Source organism: Paenarthrobacter sp. Y-19, from assembly GCF_029223985.1.
GTDB classification, from domain to species: domain Bacteria; phylum Actinomycetota; class Actinomycetes; order Actinomycetales; family Micrococcaceae; genus Arthrobacter; species Arthrobacter nicotinovorans.
On record NZ_CP119414.1, the window covers coordinates 4,523,351 to 4,540,564 of the forward strand.

Sequence of the window (17,214 nt, forward strand, 5' to 3'; positions counted from 1 at the left end):
TGATGGACAACTCCTTGAACGGTCGCAAAGCGCTGATAACCGGAGGCGCGAGCGGTATCGGGGCTGCCTGTGCCCGTGCGCTCGCCGCACGCGGCGCGAAGGTAGTAGTGGCCGACGTCGATGCCTCCGGAGCTGCGGCCCTTGCCGACGAGCTGGGCGGCACGGCCTGGACGGTGGACTTGCTGGATACTGAGGCGTTGGCCGCACTGAGCCTTGACTGCGACATTCTGGTCAACAACGCCGGCATCCAAAAGGTCGCGCCGATCGAGGAGTTCGAACCAGCGGAGTTCCGACGGATCCTGGCCCTGATGCTGGAGGCGCCGTTCCTCCTGATCCGTGCCGCCCTCCCGCACATGTACGCCAACAACTTCGGCCGGATCATCAACATCTCCTCGGTCCACGGGCTCCGGGCCTCGGCCTACAAGAGCGCGTACGTCTCCGCAAAGCATGGGCTGGAGGGCCTCAGCAAGGTCACTGCCTTGGAGGGTGGCGAGCACGGGGTCACGTCCAACTGCATCAACCCCGGCTACGTCCGCACGCCCCTTGTTGAGAAGCAGATCGCGGACCAGGCCCGGCTCCATGGCATCCCCGAGGCCGAAGTCCTGGCCAAGGTGATGCTCACGGAGTCGGCGGTGAAGCGGTTGGTGGAGCCGGAGGAAGTTGCGTCGTTGGCAGCTTGGATGGCCTCCGACGACGCCGGTATGGTCACCGGCGCGAGCTACACCATGGACGGCGGGTGGTCGGCGAGGTAGGCCCCGCCCCATCCCCGCGAAGTGACAGTTAATGCCAATGTTCCGCGCGAACATTGGCATTAACTGTCTTACGGGCGGGGGAACCAACATGCGGACACTTAGAGTGTCCGCATGGCTAAAGTGAGGTCTTTGCGTTTCAAGCGGACAGCCGCGACGGTGATGAACCTTGCCGCCGTGACAGTGTTCACGGTGATGCTTGTGATCACTGGGGAGCCGCTGTACTGGGCAGTCGTCTCTGCTGTTGTTGGCGTCTTTGCTTCTTATGCCGTTCTGTACTTGGACGCTGTCTTCGCAGAGCTACGCTTCCATCGGTTGCTGCGACGCGGAAACTTGGAGTGTTGGATCCGCTGCCATGAGCCACAGCAAAACGGCCGAAGGATGGGCTGGGAGCGCGGGCTGGTGTCCTTCCGGACTCCGGCTGTGGACTTTGTCAGAACGGACCCGAACAATTCGTCGCAAGAAAAGCTCTTCACTTTCCTCGTCAGCGGGAGGGCCGAGCCCAATTTATGGGACCCATATCCGAATGATGCGCGCTGGCTTGGCCGGGGTGTCCGCTCGATCCAGCTGGACACAACACGGGGCACTATTGACGTCGCCGGCTTTCCCGAGGCCATGGAGCGGTTGGAAAAGGAGCTCTCCCTCGCACCCGCGAAGTGACAGTTAATGCCAATGTTCCGCGGGCAAAGTCAATTGGCATTAACTGTCATACGGGCGGGGAAAATCAGGCGGTTTCGTCCACCAATTCGGCCCGGCGCAGGCCACCACCGCGGACCCACAGTTTGTAGGCCACGAACAGGAGTACCAGCCAGGTTCCGCCAACGTACAACGCAACCCGGGTGTCCTCGAAGACTCCAAGGATCACGATGACCATCGCCATGAACGCCATGGTCAGGATGGACGCAGCAGGCCAGAGCGGCGAGCCGAATTCCGACGCCGGCAGGCCCTTGCGCTTGATCTCCCGCTTCATCGCGACGTGCGAAACCAGGATCATCACCCAGACCCACACGGTGGCGAAGGTGGCGATCGAGGCAATGAGCACGAACACGTCTTCGGGGATGACGGCGTTCAAAACGACGCCCACCAGCAGGATGCAACCCATCATCACCACGGTCATCCACGGAACGCCGTGGCGGGAAATCTTGCTGAAGCTCTTGGGCGCGTGGCCCTGCTGCGCCAGACCAAACAGGATGCGCCCGGCCCCGAAAATGTCGCTGTTGATCGCCGACAGCGCGGCGGTGATGACCACGGCGTTGAGGATGTGCGGAGCGGCCGGGATGCCCAGTCCGTCGAAGATCTGCACGAACGGGCTGCCGCTGCTGCCGATCTCGTTCCACGGGAAGATGCTCATCAGCACGCCCAAAGTCAGCACGTAGAACAGGAGCACGCGCACGGGCACGGTGTTGACGGCCTGCGGGATGACCTTTTTAGGGTCGGCGGCTTCGCCCGCGGTAATGCCAATCGTTTCGATCCCGCCAAAGGCAAACATCACGACGGCGAACGCTGCCAGGAGCCCTTCGAATCCGTTGGGGAACAAACCGCCGTGGTTCACGAGGTTCCCCAGCCCCGGTGCCACGCCACCGCCGTCGCCCGTTTGGAAACCGAACACGATGATCGCCGCACCGCCCACGATCATGGCGATAATCGCCACCACCTTGATCAGCGAGAACCAGAACTCAAGCTCACCAAACACCTTCACGCTGAGCAGGTTCATGGCGCCCAGGAACAGGATGATCGCCAGCACCCAGATCCATCTGTCCACCTGTGGGAACCAGAAGCCCATGTAGATACTGAAGGCCGTGACGTCGGCGATTGCCACGATCGCCATTTCGAACACGTAGGTCCACCCGGTTACGAAACCGGCGAAAGGCCCCAGGTAGCGGCTCGCGTATTGGCCGAACGAGCCGGACACGGGGTGTCGGACGGCCATTTCGCCGAGGGCGCGCATCACCATGAACACGGCCGCGCCGCCGATGATGTAGGCGAGCAGGACGGCCGGTCCGGCCTTTTGGATAGCGGATGCCGAGCCGTAGAACAGGCCGGTGCCGATCGCGGATCCGAGTGCCATGAAGCGGATGTGACGGACGTTGAGGCCTCGGCTGAGCGCCGTACCTGCGGCCTGGAGGACAGAGCTCTCCACAGCCAGCTTGGTTTGTTGCATAGTAAAACCTTCTCGTCTTTGGGAGGGGATCGCTATCCAGCAGATCACTTTTGACGGCCTTGTGATCGGACTCACGAGGGATTGGTGTCTTTGATCGCAGACACCATGCTGTGGGTCTCATCAGAGGGTGGTAAAAGTCATAGTTCCCGGTCGGATATGATGACCGCGGACAGCTCTTCAACACGGTCAGGCATCCCTCGCATTTCGCGTCGCCCCCTTTGAACTCTGTGCTGACTCTTGCATCTGTTACTTGGGGGACTCATGATTTCCGTAATCCGCGCTACCCGACGCCGTTGGGCAGCTGCCGCTGTTGCCGTAGTGGCCGGGGCATCCTTGCTCTTTGCCACACCCGCGCAGGCCTATGACGTGCCGAATTTTGAGGTTCCGAACGCCTCGCAAGCTCCCGTGCCTTTCGTGGAACGGGTGAGTGACGCCGCTGGCGTGGTTGAGCTCTGGAAGACCGGCGGTCCCGCAACTCGAACCGCCGCTGCTAAGGCCCTGGTGGGCGGCCCGGACTCTGTTCAGGCATTCCTCGACGGCGGGCAGGACGTCGCGCTGGCAGCTGACCGGAAGCAGCTGGTCACCGAGCTGACGACACGGGGGAGCGAGCATGTCAGGGAGAGCGCGGTCAGGATACTGGCCACTAACGACCCCAGCGTGATCACGAGCTTCCTGTCAAAGGGCTGGGCCGGCGCCTGGGATCTCGACCTGCGGATAACGGCCACTCGGTTCCTCAACTACTCGGGTCCCATCCGGATGGCTGCTTCCAAGAGCCTGGACAACGGCAGTGAGGCTGTCGAGAAGTTCGTTCTCGAAGGCTGGCAAAAGACCGCTCAGGGCCAGGATCGTGAGGCAGTAACCTACCTGACCAATTCGCCCATTGCCGGCGTCACTCGCGGAGCGCAGGCTGCTCTGGACACCTACGACCCTGAAGTCCTTGCTACATACCTGCGCTACGGTCAGTTCGTTGCCGCAGCGCAGGACCAAAAATTGACTACGGTCACCAAATCACTCGACGCTGTGAGGGCAGATATCGCAGCCAACCCTGCTGGCTCGGCAGCCGTGGCGGATCGCGCGAAGACTGCTCTGGAGAACGCGCGACACGCCGTTGATGGCCCCAAGAAGACCGACCTGAGGCGCTTGCTGGAAGAGCGGGACTATCGCTTCTCGCAGGCTTGGCCCAAGCAGGCCATAGACAAAGCCCGGCTCGCATCCCAAGAGCCCGCCAAGGCTGCGTTCAAAAAGGCCGCCGCCGAGCTTCCGGCTTTGCTGTCGACGCTAACGGCCCCTGGTGCTGATCTTGATCCTTTGATCATGGAAGCCCGCCAGGCCACACTGGACCTCGCATTGGTGGGTACGCCTGAAGTGCGGAAGGCAGCTGAGGCTGCTCTGCTGGGTGGGGACTCTGCCGTCAAGGACTTCATTGCCGATGGTCACGGTCTCGCGAGCGAACAGGACAGTGCAGCCTTTGTTAACGACAGGCAGCGTGCTTTCCAGCACATGGCCGCGGGCGGCGTGCACGTGGTCCAGGCTGCTAAGGACGCTGTTAAGTCCGTCAACCATGCAGATGTCCGGTACTTCCTCGAGTACGGACACTCCGACGCGCAGTACTTGGATAACTCGGAATTGGCCGACGGTCTCATAAGGCTCGATTCTCCGGAGCTCCAGACTGCTGCTGGCGTAGCGATGGCGGGCGGGCGAGCGGAACTTCAGGCATTTGCATCAAGCGAACAGTTCACTGCTGCCAAAAAGGACGCGGCGAATGCCCGGCATACCGCCGCCGTAAACACCGCTCTCGCAGAGCTGTCGCGGCTCACTGACCAGGCAATCCTCGACGCCGGTAGGGCGGCTGACGCTGCGAAGGCCGCTGAAGCCGCACGCCAAGCCGAGGCCGCGCGCCAGGCTGAAGCCGCACGCCAGGCCGAAGCCGCTGGTGGGCAGCTTGCGGCCGGCAGCGTTGATGCATCGCAGCAATCGGGAACAGGAGCAGCCCCGATCGTCATTCCGTGGCCGCGCGAGTACGCTCCCGCCGTCGGACTGGCTGAGACCGGAGCTGTCACGGAGTCCGTAGAAAAGCCCGCAGCAACGCCTTCGGCCGCACCGAGCATTACTGTGCCGCCGACAACCTCGGCAGCAAAGGGCTCCACATCGGTGGATTCCCAGTCACAGGAGGCGGCTGCTCCGATGGCTGCTTCTTCTGCGGGCATGAGTGGCTGGACCATCGGCCTCATCGTGGCACTGGTCCTGGCAGCAGCTGGAGCTATCACGTTCCTGTTGCGCCGCAAGGGTCCCTCCCCAGCCGAGGGATAGCCGGCAACGCCTCCGGGCAGTCGGAAAACGTCGTCAGAGTGTCCGGTATACCGGACACTCCCGGCGGCCCGGTGCTGGTCAATGCCTTGTGAAAGGTGCACGCTTGAGTACGGGATACCGGACAGTATGCTCCGGCGCCCCTCAAGATCACCCAGCAGCGAGGAACCATGACCACCACGCCCACCGCGCCCGGCAAGGCCACGTCCAAAGTCCCGGCTGCCGAAAACACCTTGCGCATCCTGAAACTGTTGGCTTCGCGGCGAGGGCCGATGGCGGCGTCGAATATCGCCACGGCACTGGGCCTGCCGCGGTCCAGTGTCTACCACCTGCTGGGCGTTATGGAGGCGAACGGCTTCGTCCTCCATCTGCATGAGGAGCAGCGCTACGGGCTCGGCATCAGTGCCTTCGAACTTAGCTCCGCCTATTCGCGGCAGGAGCCGTTGTCCCGGCTGGGTCGCCCCATGCTGGCGTCGCTGGTTGACGTCATCGGCGAGAGCGCACACCTGGCTGTGCTCCATGGCCGGGATGTCCTTTACATCGTGGAAGAACGTGCCAAGAACCGCCCAAGCCTGGTGACCGACGTCGGGGTTCGGCTTCCCAGCCACCTCACCGCGTCCGGTCGGGCAATCCTCGCCGCCTTGCCCAAGTCGCAGGTCCGCGCCCTCTACCCGAACGCTGCGGCCTTCACGTCCCGGCACGATGTCGAGTTTCCCATCATGAAGTACTCCGCCTTGTCGTCCCATTTGGACCAGGTGCGCCAGCGTGGCTACGCCACGGAAAACGGCGAAATCACTCCCGGGTTCGGCTCCATCGCCGTCGCCGTGACTGACCACGTTGGATGGCCGACGGCGGCAGTCGCCGTCACGTTCCTGGAGGACAAAGTGCCGGCTGAGCAATGGCCCGTACTGGCCGCGCGGATCAGGAAAGCCGCCGACGAACTGTCGGTCCGGATCCATGGTCGCCCGACGGCGGGCTGACGCTTAGTAAGCGCCGATGCACCCTAGCGGCTGCTCGGCCCGGGGGAGTCGCGTTCAACCATGGCGCGGAAAGCTTCCAGCTCGCCCCGGAAACTGCCCCGGTAGGATCCCGTGGCGAAGAGTCGTCCCACCACCGTGGACACCAGTCCGCGTGTTTCGAACAGCTGCTGGATGCGCGTGCCACCACTTTCCGGGGTGAACGTGACATCCGATTCCCCTTTGAGGATCGCGTTGCCGAAGCGGGTGCGGATGTGCCGCGGCCGTTCCGCAGCGATGACTTCCGTGGGACTCGCCATCCGGCCGAACCACACCGTATAGCTGCTGCCGGCCTGGTCGGTGGAGCCAACGAGATCGGTCACGCGTGTGACGCCGCCGATCCACTCAGTAAACCTGTCAGGATCCGTCCAGGTGTCGAAAACCCGCTCCGGCGGCGCGGCGACCAAGGTGGACACTCGATACGTTGCCATGGGTCCAGCATGCGCGCATCCGGGCGCGAAAGCGAGAGCATCTGCATGTCTGTAATCCCGGACAGCACCATCCGAAAAGCCGTTCCGGCCGCTTGGTAAAGGGGCTTTAGTAGAAGCAGAAGATCTTTCCACCACACACTTCCCACAGACGAAGGAGTCACCATGGCACCCGCCGATTTCTATACTGGTGCCCGTCCGGTCAAGGCCGCGCGGGGTACTGAGCTTACTGCCAAGTCGTGGCAGACCGAGGCGCCGTTGCGCATGCTGATGAACAACCTCGACCCCGAGGTCGCCGAGCGTCCGGACGACCTGGTCGTCTACGGTGGCACCGGACGCGCAGCGCGTTCCTGGGCTGCGTTTGATGCGATCACCCGGACTCTGGAAACCATGGAGAAGGACGAGACCCTACTGGTGCAGTCGGGTAAGCCGGTAGGTGTCTTCCGCACGAATGAGTGGGCGCCCCGTGTTCTCCTCGCCAACTCCAACCTCGTCGGTGATTGGGCTACGTGGCCTGAGTTCCGCCGGCTCGAGGCTGAGGGCCTGATGATGTACGGCCAGATGACGGCCGGGTCCTGGATCTACATCGGCACCCAGGGCATCCTGCAGGGCACCTACGAAACCTTTGCCGCCGTCGGAAATAAGCTCGCTGCGGAGGGCCGCCACCCCGCGCCTGCCGCTGAAGGTTCCACGGAAGGGCCGCTCGCCGGTACCTTGACCCTGACCGGTGGCTGCGGTGGCATGGGCGGTGCTCAGCCGCTGGCCGTGACGTTGAATGATGGCGCGTGCCTGATTGTTGATGTGGACGAGTCCCGGCTGCGTCGGCGGGTGGGTAAGCGGTACCTGGACGAGGTCGAAACCGATCTGGACACCGCGATCGCCAAAGTTCAGGCCGCCAAGGACGAGCGCCGTGGCTGGTCCGTCGGTTACGTGGGCAACGCCGCTGAAGTCTTCCCCGAATTGCTGCGTCGTCATAAGGCCGGCGAAGTCACTTTTGATGTGGTCACGGACCAGACCAGTGCGCATGACCCGTTGTCTTACCTGCCGGAGGGCATCACCGTGGCTGAGTGGCACACCGAAGCCGAGGCGGATCCGGAAGGGTTCACCAAGAAGGCCCAGGCTTCCATGGCCCGGCATGTGCAGGCGATGGTGGAGTTCCAGGACGCCGGAGCTGAGGTCTTTGATTACGGAAACTCGATCCGTGACGAGGCCCGTAAGGGCGGGTATGACCGGGCGTTCGAATTCCCCGGTTTCGTTCCGGCGTACATTCGTCCCTTGTTCTGTGAGGGTTTGGGCCCGTTCCGCTGGGTCGCGCTCTCGGGCGATCCGGAAGACATCCGCGTCACCGATGAAGCCATCAAGGAGTTGTTCCCGGAGAACAAGCACCTCCACAAGTGGATCGACGCTGCCGCGGAGCGGGTGGAGTTCGAGGGCCTGCCGGCACGTATTTGCTGGCTCGGGTACGGCGAACGCGCCAAGGCCGGGTTGTTGTTCAACCAGCTCGTCGCCGAGGGCAAGGTCAAGGCCCCGATCGTGATCGGCCGTGACCACCTGGATTCAGGGTCCGTGGCGTCCCCGTACCGTGAGACCGAGTCGATGAAGGATGGCTCGGACGCGGTCGCTGACTGGCCGCTGCTGAACGCACTGACTGCTGCATCCTCGGGCGCTACCTGGGTGTCCATCCACCACGGTGGTGGTGTCGGTATTGGCCGGTCCATCCACACTGGCCAGGTTTCCGTCGCTGACGGCACGGAACTGGCAGCCCAGAAACTGGAACGGCTCCTGACCAACGACCCCGGCATGGGCGTCATCCGCCACGTCGACGCCGGCTACGACCGCGCCATCGAGGTCGCCAACGAACGCGGCGTCCGCATCCCCATGAACGAGAAGTAGGCAACAAAAGTGACTATTACTACCCACGAACCCCTGACCGTCACCCTCGGCTCCAGCGGCGTGACCCCGGAAGACGTGGTCGCCGTCGCACGCCACGACGCCAAGGTGACCATCTCCCAGGAAGCCCTGGACAACGTCGCCAAGGTCCGCGCCCACATCGATGACCTCGCTACCAGCGATGTCCCCGCCTACGGCATTTCCACGGGCTTCGGCGCCCTGGCCAACCGCCACATCCCCAACGACCTCCGCACGCAGCTGCAAAAGTCGCTGATCCGCAGCCACGCCGCCGGCATGGGCCCGGCCGTTGAACGCGAAGTGGTCCGCGGCATCATGTTCCTCCGTGCCAAGACCCTGGCATCGGGCCGCACCGGCGTCCGTCCGGTGGTTCTGCAGACCATGGTGGACGTCCTCAATGCAGGCATCACCCCGCTGGTCCGCGAGTTCGGTTCGCTGGGTTGCTCCGGCGACCTCGCACCGCTGTCCCACTGCGCGCTGGTCCTCATGGGTGAAGGTGAAGCAACGGGCCCCGACGGCGAGCTCTACGGCGTTGCCGGAAAGGCGCCCGTTGCTGAGCTGCTCGCCCAGCACGGCATCGAGCCTGTCACGTTGGCTGAGAAGGAGGGCTTGGCCCTCGTCAACGGCACCGAAGGCATGCTTGGCATGCTGCTGATGGCCATCGCCGACATCCGCCTGTTGCTCGCGACGGCGGACGTCACCGCGGCGCTCAGCGTCGAGGCCCTGCTGGGCACCGATCAGGTGTTCCTGCCGGAACTCCATGCAGCCCTGCGTCCGCACCCGGGCCAGGCTGCCAGCGCCGACAACATGCTCCGTGTGCTGTCCAACTCGCCGATCGTTGCCTCCCACAGGATCAACGACACCAAGGTGCAGGACGCCTACTCGCTTCGTTGTGCCCCGCAGGTTGCCGGCGCCGTCCGCGACACCGTGGACCACGCCGCGCTGGTGGCGTCCCGCGAACTTGCTGCCGCCATCGACAACCCCGTGGTCCTGCCCGACGGCCGCGTCACCTCCAACGGCAACTTCCACGGCGCCCCCGTGGCGTACGTCCTGGACTTCCTGGCCATCGCCGTCGCGGACCTCAGCTCCATCGCCGAGCGCCGCACGGACCGCATGCTGGACCCGGCCCGCTCGCACGGACTCCCGGCCTTCCTCGCCGGAGACCCCGGAGTGGACTCCGGCCTGATGATCGCCCAGTACACGCAGGCAGGCCTGGTCTCGGACAACAAGCGCCTGGCCGTTCCGGCATCGGTGGACTCCATCCCGAGCTCCGCCATGCAGGAAGACCACGTGTCCATGGGCTGGCACGCAGCCCGGAAGCTTCGCAAGGCCGTGGAGAACCTTCGCCGCGTGCTCGCCGTCGAACTCGTCACCAGCGCACGCGCCATTGACATGCGTACGCAGATGTCCGACGGCGAACTCACCCCGGGTCCTGCCGGCACGGCAGTACTTGAGGTGCTTCGCGAAGTGGTGCAGGGACCGGGAACCGACCGGTTCCTGTCGCCCGAACTCGAAGCGGCTGACCGTTTGGTTGGCTCCGGCGCGGTCCGTGCGGCCGCCGAATCCGCCGTCGGGATTTTGGCCTGACGTCGAATAAAACGCTCATTTCATGGGCAGATTTGTCACGCCCCGGTCTTTGTTCGCAACGCAGGCACCGGGGCGTGGCAAATGTAGTAGAACTTATGGTGTACGTCACGTCCACGCCGAAGATGTCGTGGGCTTGACGGTCAACCGTTCACAACTCAATACACAACAGAGAACATCCACAAAGGGGTAGAAGTTCAATGAAGGCACGCGGAGCAGTCCTGTCCAGGCGAAACGCTCACTCGGCTACGGTTTCCGATTGGAAGACGCTGAAGGCCGGCGACACGGTGGAAGTGGTCAAGTACGCCCACGTCATCGCAGCCGGTCGGGTTGAGGAGGTTTCCAGCAGCGGAAACGTTGTGTGGCTTGAGCACTCAGGTCCCGGCGTCACCGAAGAGGGCAAGGAATTGTTCATGAAGTCCGACGGCGTCACTCTCCGCCGGGCGTAGCTTAAACAGAAACCGGGGCTCGTCCCCTTCCGCGGGTAGTAGATGCGGAAGGGGACGGGCCCCGGTTTTTGGCGTCGCTGCCAGTGGTGCCGTCAGGGGTGGCAATCAGGCAGCGAGTACTTCGTGGGTCTGACCGAAGGGAACGGATTCGTCCAGCGCCACGGTGTAGGTGCCGGGCTCGTGCCTGGTCACCAGAATGCCGCAGTTGGCGTCTGCCGCTGCGTTCTTGATCAATGCATCCACGGCCTGCTCGAGTCCGTCGTGGATTTCGTCCGCCCTGGAAAAGGACAGGCGGATTTCGCGTTCTGCAGTCATTGCAGGGGTCATTTGGGGGCCTCCTATTACTTGCCGCATGCGAGGGCGACCCATCAATCATAGTCGGAGCTTGCCCATTATTTGTAAGATGACTGGCAACGGAGTGACCCGGGTCTCAGGCGCGCCGAGGCGGCAGTTAATGCCAATGTTTGGACAAAACACCCGCATTAACTGCCAACTCGGCGGACGATCGCCGGGACCGATTGGACGTGGTGGCGGGATTCGAACCCGCGTACGCTGCTTTGCAGGCAGCTCCCTGGCCTCTTGGGTACACCACGTGCAGTCGACACTAGGTGCGTGGGCCAGGGGCTTACAACATTCGTTGCGCAGGCTTTCGAAGGGCTACGCGGGCTTTCGCGCGGCTACGCAGTATTGCCCTTGGTTGCCGTCAATGACACGCGTTTGAGTAGTCCTGTGACCCCGGCAGCAACCATGAGAGTCAGGATGGCTGCGGCCGTGTGCGTATAGAGCATGATGTGTGGCGAACCACCGCTGAAGCCAGCCGCTGCCGGCGGATCACCTGGACCTGGTGCGGCGCTGTGGAGGTGCTCCACCCATCCACTCCCGGGGTAGTAACCGCCGAATGCAGCGAACCCAAAGTGCAGCAGTTGCTGCGCCACACCTGACACCAGCAGCAGGATCAATGGCCCGTGGACCCAGCGGGCCAGGAGTTGGGCCCCCAGGCAGCACAGTGCGGCGAAGCCAAGCAGAACGGGAAGGGCCGGAGCGCTGCCGCCCGCCGTCAGGTGCGCCGCCAGTCCCAGGCCGACGGCCAGCAGCCCGGAGACCCAGGCCCACTTGTCCTGCACAGGAACTGCGCGCATCGCCATCCTTCCCTCCACACAGGCTAAGCGGCGAAGGCCGGAGGGAAAAGGGGGCGGGCGACTATCCCAGGAGCGTGTTCACCAAACGTGCTGCAACTTTCGCAGTCCGGGAATCAACGTCGAATTCCGGATTCAGTTCGGCGACATCAACGTGCAGCAACTTCCCGCTGGCGGCAACCTGCCGGCATACCGCGCTGATCACGGGCAGCGGGACGCCATAGGCCGCAGGAGCGCTCACCCCGGGTGCCACCGAGGCCGGCATCACGTCGAGGTCGATCGTGAGGTACAGGACATCCACGCCAGCCAGGAAATCCGCTACAAAAACCTCCACGGCTTCCGGTGAGCATTGCTCGTCCAGCAGATACTTCACGCCCAGGCGTTGAGCGGTGTCAAAAAGGGTCCGGGTGTTGTTGGGCTCGGAAATCCCGACGACGGCGTACTGCAGTTCGCGTCCGGCGGCGGACTCAGCCCGGGCCATCTGAAGGAACGGCGTGCCCGAGCTCGGTGTGGGCTCATCCCTCAGGTCAAAGTGGGCATCAAGGTTCAGCACACCCAGCCGCTTGCCCTGGACCACGTCCGAGCCGGCGACGCCCAAGTAGCTGGCAAACGCGGTCTCGTGGCCTCCGCCCAGCACCACGGTGAGGTTACCGGCGTCGAGCAATCCCGAAATGGCGCGGCCGGCGCGCTCCTGGCCCGCCTCCAGCGCGTCGCCTTCCACCACAACATCGCCGGCGTCGAACACGTCCCGTTCCAGGTGGTAAGCCAGCGGTCCCAGTGCCGAACGGATGGCGGCCGGCGCCGCGGCGGCACCCGTGCGGCCCTTGTTGCGTCGAACGCCGGCGTCACTGCAGAACCCAAGCACGACGGCGGGACGCGAGGCGGAGCTGACCGTTGCGGGCGTGTGCGGGGTGACGGCCTGCCACCAGCGGCGGTGCGCAACGCCGTCGCCGTCGAAACGGCCGGTCCACGGGGCGGGGCTGACATCTACAATTACGGCGCGTGTTTCCATGCTTTAAGCAGACCGGACCCGGACTGCCAATACCAGCAGTTCCGGGTCCGGGGTGTCTGAAATACCGGAATGCCTACTTGACGCCCAGGAGTTCCTCAACGGTTCCGATGCCGAAGAAGAGCAGGAACGCAGCGGCCACAGCCCACATCAAGGGGTGGACTTCGCGGGCGCGGCCCTGGAAGGTGCGGATCAGCACGAACGAGATGAACCCGGCACCCAGGCCGTTGGCGATGGAGTACGTGAACGGCATCAAGGCGATGGTCAGGAACGCGGGAATCCCGACTCCCCAGTCCTGCCAGTCGATCTTCCCCACCTGGGACACCATCATGAAGCCCACAACCACCAGCGCGGGGGCCACGGCTTCGAACGGCACCAGGTTGATCAGCGGTGTGAAGAACATGGCAATGAGGAAGAGAACGCCGGTCACGATCGAGGCCAGGCCGGTGCGGGCACCCTCGCCGATGCCCGCGCCGGATTCAACGAAGATCTGGTTGGAGGAAACCGAGGCCCCGCCGCCGACGATGGCACCAAGGGCGTCCACCTGCAGCACGCGGTCCACGTTCGGGATGTTGCCGTCCTTGTCCACCGTTCCGGCCTCATTGGCCAGGCCCACCATGGTGCCCATGGCGTCGAAGAAGATGCTCAGCAGGATCACGAATGCCAGCAGCGCCGCGGCGATGAAGCCGAGGTGTTCGAAGGCCCCGAAGGGGTTGGCCTTGCCGATCAGGGAGAGGTCCGGAGCGCCCCACTCCGACAAAGTGGGGGCCACCAGGGACCAGCCACGGGGGTTGACGTTTTTGCCATCGAAGCTGGGGCCGATGTGGAGCGTGAATTCGAGGATCGCAGCCAGAGCGGTGGAGACCACGATGCCGATCAGGATGGCGCCTCGGACCTTGCGGACCACCAGGGCGATAGTCAGGATCAAACCGACGGCAAACACCAGAGTGGGCCAGCCCATGAGCTTCCCGTCAACACCGAGTCCCAGCGGAACCGTCGTGCCCGCAGCGTCCGGGATGCGCCGGACGAAACCGGCGTTCACCAGGCCGATCAGGGCAATGAACAAGCCGATGCCCACCACGATCGCCGTCTTCAACGCCTCCGGCACAGCCTTGAATACCGCGGTGCGGAAGCCGGTAAGCACCAGGATGAGCATCGTGACGCCGGAGAGGACAACAAGGCCCATCATGTCCGGCCAGGTCAGCTGCGGGTGCGAGGCCACGGTAACCGCGACGAACGCATTCACGCCCAGCCCGGTGGCCACAGCGAAGGGGTGCTTGGCCCAGGCGCCCATGAGGATGGTCAGGATGCCGGCGACGAACGCCGTGGTGGCTGCGACCGCGGTGAAGCCCAGGGAAGCTCCGCTGGAGTCTGCCCCCGAGAGGATCAGCGGGTTCAGCACAACGATGTAGCTCATGGCGAAGAATGTCGCGAAGCCGCCACGGATTTCCCTTGAGTACGTGGAGCCACGTTCGGAAATCTTGAAATAGCGGTCCACTGCAGAACCTTGTTTAAGCATGAAGGTCTCCGGGTATTGGGGGGAGTGTGCTCTCAAATCCTATGCCGTTGAATGTGGGAGCTTCGGACCATTCCCCTAGTCTGTAAGGAAGCCAACACTAGGAGAAACCGCCCCATGCGTACCATCCGCCCGCTTCTGGCCGCCGTCGTCGCCGCCCTTGCCTTCGCGTCTGCCCTGCTGTTTTCCGCGGCTCCGGCGTCCGCGCACGATGTCGCGGAATCCACAGCGCCGGCGAACGGTGCAACCGTGGCTGAAGTGCCGGCGTCGGTCTCCATTACGTTCAACAACCGGCCGCTGGCCATCGGATCGGGCGTCTCCGTAACCTCCGGCGGCGAGAACTGGGCAGACGGGCCGGTCGAGATCATCGACAGCCAGGCCGTGCAGAAGCTCCGGGCCGGCGCGCCGGCGGGGGAGTACACGGTGGTGTGGCGCGTTGTCAGCTCCGATTCGCACCCCATCGAGGGCACCTTCAAGTTCACGGCCACAGCGGGAAGCACGACGGCGGCAAGCGGCTCGGCCGCCCCCTCGGCGTCCGCTTCGGCCACCTCGGGATCGGTGCCGTCCGCAGGTACGGCTCCTCCGGGAACAGTTGGCAGTTCGCCCGCCGCAGATGCGTCCCAGCCGTTCCCCTGGAGCATTGTTGTCATTGCGGTTGTTGCGGTTGCGCTCGTGATCTTCCTCGCCGTTACAGCCCGCAGGAAACTTGCCGGATCGGATGACGAAAACCGCCCGGAAGCCGCGGAATAGCGGGCTTTTCTACGTAGCTGCGAATATCTCGGTTCCGTTACCGCGACACGCCAAAGCCGCAGTCCTCGTTACTTAAATGTGACTTCGACGGGATCATCGCGTACGGTAGTACCTGTGCCTGTTCCACGTAGCGGGCACTTCCGGCCTGATTGCCTAGCTCTGCCGCAGTCCGGAATCCGTTCGCAGACAAACCTACGGCAGAGACGGGGAACCCATTTTGGGCCGCTTTCGAGCGTGCCTTGGGGTGAAGTCACGAAGCTTCCGCTGAACAGCGGGGGACAGTGGCCGGGTGACTCCCATCCGAATCCGACAGCTAACCTCGCAGGCATCGGGAGAGGCTCTTTCATGTCTTCACGCATTCTTCGCGGCCGTCGTAAGGCGGACAGCGTACGTCCTAATCCGTTCATCTCCATCTCCAAGGCAGTTGCCAGCAACGCTTCCGGCGCTGGCCGCCAGGCAGCTGTTATCGCAGCAGCTTCCGGACTCGTTCTGACCGGCTCTGTCGCTGCACACGCTGCAGAGGCTCCGGTCCAGCGCGATGCCAGCCCCGCCACGGTCGCCGAGACCGCTTCCGAGGCCCCCACCAAGGTTGTTACCGCTCTTTCTACGGCTACCATCAACTTCGAGCGTCCGGCTGTTGCTTCCGTTGCAGCTCCGGTCATCGAAAAGCCGGCTCCTGTAGTTGAAGCCCCCGCTGCCAAGCCGGCTGCCGTTACCGCTGCCGCAGCTGCGGCTCCCGTAGCTGCCCAGGCTGCAGTTGCAGCTCCGGCCGCTGTTGCACCTGCTGCTGCTCCTGTAGCTGCTGCTCCCGCTGCCGGCGGCGTCAACGCTGCCATGGTTGCCTCGGCTTACGCCCAGATCGGCATCATGCAGGACTGCACCGCCATGGTTGAGCGGGCCCTCGGTTCCGCCGGCATTCCGGTTGGCGACCTCGCCCCCATGCAGTTCATGAACTACGGCAAGGTTGTCAGCGACCCGCAGCCGGGCGACATGATCGTCCAGTCCGGCCACGTCGCCATCTACATCGGCAACGGCCAGGCAATCAGCGGTGGAATCAACGGCAACCAGACGGGCATCCACCCGATCAGCTGGTTGACCGCTACTGGTCCCATCACGTACGTACGCGCTGGCGCATAAGCCTCACGCTTCAACGCAAAGGCCGGTGTCTCCGAAGATCATCTTCGAGGACACCGGCCTTTGGCGTTTAAACTTCGTGTTGCGGCTGCCGTGAATGATGCCGGCTAGGCGATGGCGATACCCGGGCCGCCCGGGAGCGCCACTTTGGTGGAGATTGCCTGGCCCACTGCCTTGGCTTGCCGCAGGACTTCCTTGGGGCTGGGCGTAATGAGCTCGCCCACGCCCACCAAGTGCATTCCCACTGCCCGCATCGCGGAGACCAGGTTCTGCCCGACGGCGATTCCAAGTTCGGCCAGCATGCGGCGCAGCTGGCTCTGGGCGCAGCGTGTGACCACAATATGGTCTGCCAGGAGAACCCCGTTGGCGGTGTGGACTGCCCACTGTCGCGGGGCGGATTCGAGGGGGCCAGAGGCATGGAGACCGCTCCGGGTCATGCTTGCGGCGAGCCCGTACCCGATGTGCTGGGTTGGGTCCGCGCCCAGGAAATCCAGGCGGACGGCCCTGGTGGTGCTGCGTACGTCCAGATGGTGGCTGGCCGCGTAATTGCGTAAGTGGCGGAGGATTTCGTTGCGTTCCTGGATGGACGCGGGATCGGTGACCTCGCAGCGTTGAAGCATGCCTGTGTGGACCGCCGGGCCGGTGGCTGACAGGGCACCGAAACCATCCACCACTATGGAGCCCACGCCGTAGCGGCTGAGTTCACTGGCAACTGCCAGGCCGGACAAGCCGGTTCCTATGACCACGGTGGTTGTGCGTTCCGTGCCGGAATCAGGCGCGTGTGACACTGCTTGGTTCCTCCTTGACGTGTGTGCCTTGCGGCATCGCGTGGGATCGCGTCCGAGTTCCCCAAGCGGCCGCAAATAAATGGCCGGAGTGTGCTGTAGGACACGTTCGCCGGCCATTCGGTGACTCGAACACTACCGAACTTTTTCGCGCATGGATAGCCTTCCCTGACAGCGTGTTCCGCGTGTTCATCAGCAGCACAAAAACGGGGTCCGGAAACCGAGCCCCGACCGTTATACACATACAGCCGAGCCACCTTGATTCGGCCCTGCCGACCGAGA

Annotated in this window: 16 protein-coding genes, 1 tRNA gene and 1 riboswitch; of the genes, 9 read left to right on the top strand and 8 right to left on the bottom strand. The window is 63.8% G+C overall.

Translation table 11 applies throughout. The features are described from left to right. Positions 1–2 precede the first annotated feature (2 nt). The gene (locus PYR64_RS21365) at positions 3–752 is read left to right on the top strand and encodes a 3-hydroxybutyrate dehydrogenase (protein ID WP_018780360.1); all 750 of its coding nucleotides are present in this window, start codon (positions 3–5) and stop codon (positions 750–752) included. 111 nt (positions 753–863) lie between these two features. Then, positions 864–1,409: a hypothetical protein gene (locus PYR64_RS21370; RefSeq protein ID WP_275777556.1), complete on the top strand. Its 546-nt coding sequence runs from the start codon at positions 864–866 to the stop codon at positions 1,407–1,409. A gap of 64 nt (positions 1,410–1,473) precedes the next feature. Here the strand turns inward: PYR64_RS21370 and PYR64_RS21375 are convergent, their stop codons facing one another. Continuing rightward, a complete protein-coding gene (locus PYR64_RS21375) occupies positions 1,474–2,910 on the bottom strand; it encodes an amino acid permease (RefSeq protein ID WP_055975539.1) in 1,437 nt (478 codons plus the stop codon). Between the two features lie 261 nt (positions 2,911–3,171). On the opposite strand from PYR64_RS21375, the gene PYR64_RS21380 reads away from it, so the two are divergent. Both PYR64_RS21380 and PYR64_RS21385 read left to right on the top strand, forming a co-directional pair. Next, complete coding sequence (locus PYR64_RS21380; protein ID WP_275777558.1) at positions 3,172–5,220, top strand: ALF repeat-containing protein; 2,049 nt, start codon at positions 3,172–3,174, stop codon at positions 5,218–5,220. A 167-nt stretch (positions 5,221–5,387) separates the two neighbouring features. Beyond that, positions 5,388–6,197: an IclR family transcriptional regulator gene (locus tag PYR64_RS21385; RefSeq protein WP_018780287.1), complete on the top strand. Its 810-nt coding sequence runs from the start codon at positions 5,388–5,390 to the stop codon at positions 6,195–6,197. Positions 6,198–6,220: 23 nt separating this feature from the next. On the opposite strand, the gene PYR64_RS21390 is transcribed toward PYR64_RS21385, so the two are convergent. Then, entirely contained in the window at positions 6,221–6,664 is a 444-nt protein-coding gene (locus PYR64_RS21390; RefSeq protein ID WP_275777561.1) for an SRPBCC domain-containing protein, read from the bottom strand. A 162-nt stretch (positions 6,665–6,826) separates the two neighbouring features. Between PYR64_RS21390 and PYR64_RS21395 the strand changes: the two genes are divergently transcribed. The 3 genes from PYR64_RS21395 to PYR64_RS21405 all read left to right on the top strand — a co-directional run bounded on the left by PYR64_RS21395 (position 6,827) and on the right by PYR64_RS21405 (position 10,602). Beyond that, positions 6,827–8,554, top strand: a complete 1,728-nt coding sequence (locus PYR64_RS21395; RefSeq protein ID WP_275777563.1) for a urocanate hydratase — start codon at positions 6,827–6,829, stop codon at positions 8,552–8,554. 9 nt (positions 8,555–8,563) lie between these two features. Continuing rightward, positions 8,564–10,156: a histidine ammonia-lyase gene (gene hutH, locus PYR64_RS21400; protein WP_018780284.1), complete on the top strand. Its 1,593-nt coding sequence runs from the start codon at positions 8,564–8,566 to the stop codon at positions 10,154–10,156. 197 nt (positions 10,157–10,353) lie between these two features. Further along, entirely contained in the window at positions 10,354–10,602 is a 249-nt protein-coding gene (locus PYR64_RS21405) for a hypothetical protein (protein ID WP_018780283.1), read from the top strand. A 105-nt stretch (positions 10,603–10,707) separates the two neighbouring features. Here the strand turns inward: PYR64_RS21405 and PYR64_RS21410 are convergent, their stop codons facing one another. The 5 genes from PYR64_RS21410 to PYR64_RS21430 all read right to left on the bottom strand — a co-directional run bounded on the left by PYR64_RS21410 (position 10,708) and on the right by PYR64_RS21430 (position 14,266). Then, complete coding sequence (locus PYR64_RS21410) at positions 10,708–10,929, bottom strand: hypothetical protein (RefSeq protein ID WP_018780282.1); 222 nt, start codon at positions 10,927–10,929, stop codon at positions 10,708–10,710. Between the two features lie 192 nt (positions 10,930–11,121). After that, positions 11,122–11,195 (bottom strand) — tRNA-Cys (locus PYR64_RS21415). Between the two features lie 84 nt (positions 11,196–11,279). After that, positions 11,280–11,741 (bottom strand): hypothetical protein, encoded by a 462-nt coding sequence (locus PYR64_RS21420; RefSeq protein ID WP_275777566.1) that lies wholly within the window; start codon positions 11,739–11,741, stop codon positions 11,280–11,282. Between the two features lie 61 nt (positions 11,742–11,802). Next, positions 11,803–12,750 carry a formimidoylglutamase gene (gene hutG / locus PYR64_RS21425; RefSeq protein WP_275777568.1) on the bottom strand — a complete coding sequence of 316 codons (948 nt, stop codon included), beginning with the start codon at positions 12,748–12,750 and terminating at the stop codon, positions 11,803–11,805. A 73-nt stretch (positions 12,751–12,823) separates the two neighbouring features. After that, on the bottom strand, positions 12,824–14,266 hold the full coding sequence (locus PYR64_RS21430; protein ID WP_018780279.1) for an NCS2 family permease: 1,443 nt from the start codon (positions 14,264–14,266) through the stop codon (positions 12,824–12,826). Between the two features lie 114 nt (positions 14,267–14,380). On the opposite strand from PYR64_RS21430, the gene PYR64_RS21435 reads away from it, so the two are divergent. Continuing rightward, positions 14,381–15,013 (top strand): copper resistance CopC family protein, encoded by a 633-nt coding sequence (locus PYR64_RS21435; RefSeq protein WP_018780278.1) that lies wholly within the window; start codon positions 14,381–14,383, stop codon positions 15,011–15,013. A gap of 150 nt (positions 15,014–15,163) precedes the next feature. Beyond that, a riboswitch (cyclic di-AMP (ydaO/yuaA leader) is annotated at positions 15,164–15,355 on the top strand. A 3-nt stretch (positions 15,356–15,358) separates the two neighbouring features. Beyond that, entirely contained in the window at positions 15,359–16,150 is a 792-nt protein-coding gene (locus PYR64_RS21440; protein ID WP_189076920.1) for an NlpC/P60 family protein, read from the top strand. A 104-nt stretch (positions 16,151–16,254) separates the two neighbouring features. Here PYR64_RS21440 and PYR64_RS21445 read toward each other — a convergent pair whose 3' ends face one another. Beyond that, positions 16,255–16,935: an FAD-binding protein gene (locus tag PYR64_RS21445; RefSeq protein WP_039239382.1), complete on the bottom strand. Its 681-nt coding sequence runs from the start codon at positions 16,933–16,935 to the stop codon at positions 16,255–16,257. Positions 16,936–17,214 lie beyond the last annotated feature (279 nt).

Bases quoted from the DNA above. Each gene is read 5' to 3' on its own strand.
- PYR64_RS21365 (WP_018780360.1), top strand. From the start codon at position 3: ATGGACAACTCCTTGAACGGTCGCAAAGCGCTGATAACCGGAGGCGCG.
- PYR64_RS21370 (WP_275777556.1), top strand. From the start codon at position 864: ATGGCTAAAGTGAGGTCTTTGCGTTTCAAGCGGACAGCCGCGACGGTG.
- PYR64_RS21375 (WP_055975539.1), bottom strand. From the start codon at position 2,910: ATGCAACAAACCAAGCTGGCTGTGGAGAGCTCTGTCCTCCAGGCCGCA.
- PYR64_RS21380 (WP_275777558.1), top strand. From the start codon at position 3,172: ATGATTTCCGTAATCCGCGCTACCCGACGCCGTTGGGCAGCTGCCGCT.
- PYR64_RS21385 (WP_018780287.1), top strand. From the start codon at position 5,388: ATGACCACCACGCCCACCGCGCCCGGCAAGGCCACGTCCAAAGTCCCG.
- PYR64_RS21390 (WP_275777561.1), bottom strand. From the start codon at position 6,664: ATGGCAACGTATCGAGTGTCCACCTTGGTCGCCGCGCCGCCGGAGCGG.
- PYR64_RS21395 (WP_275777563.1), top strand. From the start codon at position 6,827: ATGGCACCCGCCGATTTCTATACTGGTGCCCGTCCGGTCAAGGCCGCG.
- PYR64_RS21405 (WP_018780283.1), top strand. From the start codon at position 10,354: ATGAAGGCACGCGGAGCAGTCCTGTCCAGGCGAAACGCTCACTCGGCT.
- PYR64_RS21410 (WP_018780282.1), bottom strand. From the start codon at position 10,929: ATGACCCCTGCAATGACTGCAGAACGCGAAATCCGCCTGTCCTTTTCC.
- PYR64_RS21420 (WP_275777566.1), bottom strand. From the start codon at position 11,741: ATGCGCGCAGTTCCTGTGCAGGACAAGTGGGCCTGGGTCTCCGGGCTG.
- hutG (WP_275777568.1), bottom strand. From the start codon at position 12,750: ATGGAAACACGCGCCGTAATTGTAGATGTCAGCCCCGCCCCGTGGACC.
- PYR64_RS21430 (WP_018780279.1), bottom strand. From the start codon at position 14,266: ATGCTTAAACAAGGTTCTGCAGTGGACCGCTATTTCAAGATTTCCGAA.
- PYR64_RS21435 (WP_018780278.1), top strand. From the start codon at position 14,381: ATGCGTACCATCCGCCCGCTTCTGGCCGCCGTCGTCGCCGCCCTTGCC.
- PYR64_RS21440 (WP_189076920.1), top strand. From the start codon at position 15,359: ATGTCTTCACGCATTCTTCGCGGCCGTCGTAAGGCGGACAGCGTACGT.